This window comes from Methylobacterium sp. J-030 (assembly GCF_022829545.1).
GTDB lineage: Bacteria > Pseudomonadota > Alphaproteobacteria > Rhizobiales > Beijerinckiaceae > Methylobacterium.
This window is the reverse complement of record NZ_JAKSYM010000161.1, coordinates 1-1,269: the sequence shown is the minus strand read 5'-3', so window position 1 is coordinate 1,269 and position 1,269 is coordinate 1. Positions and strand designations below refer to the sequence as shown.

General features: G+C 67.0%; 2 protein-coding genes. Both read left to right on the top strand.

The features are described from left to right. Window positions 1-138 precede the first annotated feature (138 nt). On the top strand, window positions 139-414 hold the full coding sequence (locus tag MKK75_RS09810) for a zincin-like metallopeptidase domain-containing protein (RefSeq protein ID WP_244042399.1): 276 nt from the start codon (window positions 139-141) through the stop codon (window positions 412-414). Window positions 415-440: 26 nt separating this feature from the next. Continuing rightward, the gene (locus MKK75_RS09805) at window positions 441-791 is read left to right on the top strand and encodes a hypothetical protein (RefSeq protein ID WP_244042398.1); all 351 of its coding nucleotides are present in this window, start codon (window positions 441-443) and stop codon (window positions 789-791) included. The last annotated feature ends 478 nt before the right edge of the window (window positions 792-1,269 follow it).

The following is a 1,269-nucleotide window of genomic DNA, read 5'->3' as shown; positions in this document are numbered from 1 at the left end:
CCGTGTGTCGGTGGGCAAGTGCGGCGTGATCCGCGCAAACTGCTCGTCCGTCAGCCAGAACTGATCCATCGGCTCCTCCCACGGAAGCCGTGAATCACACCCAAGCCGTCCGCGCCACCATTATGGGTCCGGACGGTAGTGGCCGAACTCGGAGCGGCCTTCGTCCTGGCCGACCTCGGCATCGCCCGCCGCCCACGCCCAGACCACGCGAATTACATCGCGCACTGGCTGCCATTGCTGCGAGCAGACCCCAAAGCCCTCGTCACCGCCGCCAGCCACGCCTCCCGCGCCGCCGCCTATCTCGCCGCCCTGCAGGAGGCTAAAGGTATCATCGCGGCCGCAGCCCCTGTCCTCTCCTCCGAGCAAGACGACGCCGACGCCGGCGCCACTCCCTTCATCAAGGCCGCGGCATGAGCTCTGTGCCGGTGCCTTCCCGGCGCGTGCTGGCCGAGCTCGCCGCGACGTTTCTTGTAGACGCCGGGACAACGGAGCGCAGGGCTTCTAGCGTACGACGGATCTTCGTCGAATTCACCAAACTCCTCGACGCGTGCAATGCTGCGCTGGCCAAGATCGACCAGATCGCGGCCGAGCTCGTCGCCCGCCACGGCTATCCCCGCGTGGCTGCTGGTTCGTCCCGGCTCGCCCCCGGCGTACGCTGCCGATCCCGGCACGATCCGGCGCCGGCTCGGCACCGAGTGGGAAGCACGCCGCCTGACCGCCAACCTGCCCGCCGGCAGAGCCGCTTCATGCAGATTGCCGAGGCGGTAGGTCTGCCTGCGGCTCAGACTTAGAAACGTGCTTTTGCCGCCGAGATCATCAACCTGACGGAAACCCTGCTTCTCGCACCTGTGGCTGAGCCCGCCGATCTCATCCGCAAGCTCGTCACTTTGGCCGCTATGACGGAACCGGGCCCAACCGATGCAGCCGCCTTTCCCGGTTGTCACCTGCGCACGCTGCTTGCCGACGTCGTCCAGCTATACGGACCCGCGAGCGCAGATTCTTTGCCTGGCCCGAACGCGGGGAGACGTCCGCTCCCTGGCGTTTCGGGGAGGCGCCAATGACCGAAGCTGGCCGAAAGACGTCTGTCCGCTTCGGAGCTGGCCCGCAGGAAAAGCGGACGGCCTGCTACCGACCGAGGCCGTGTCAAAACGCATTGATCGTGGTCGCCAGCGCTGGTCGGCAGGATGATGACGGCGGCGCGGTGGACCGCTTCAGGCTCGAATGGCCTGGATGAGCCAGGTTGCGCCGAACAGGCGGATCATCCGCTTC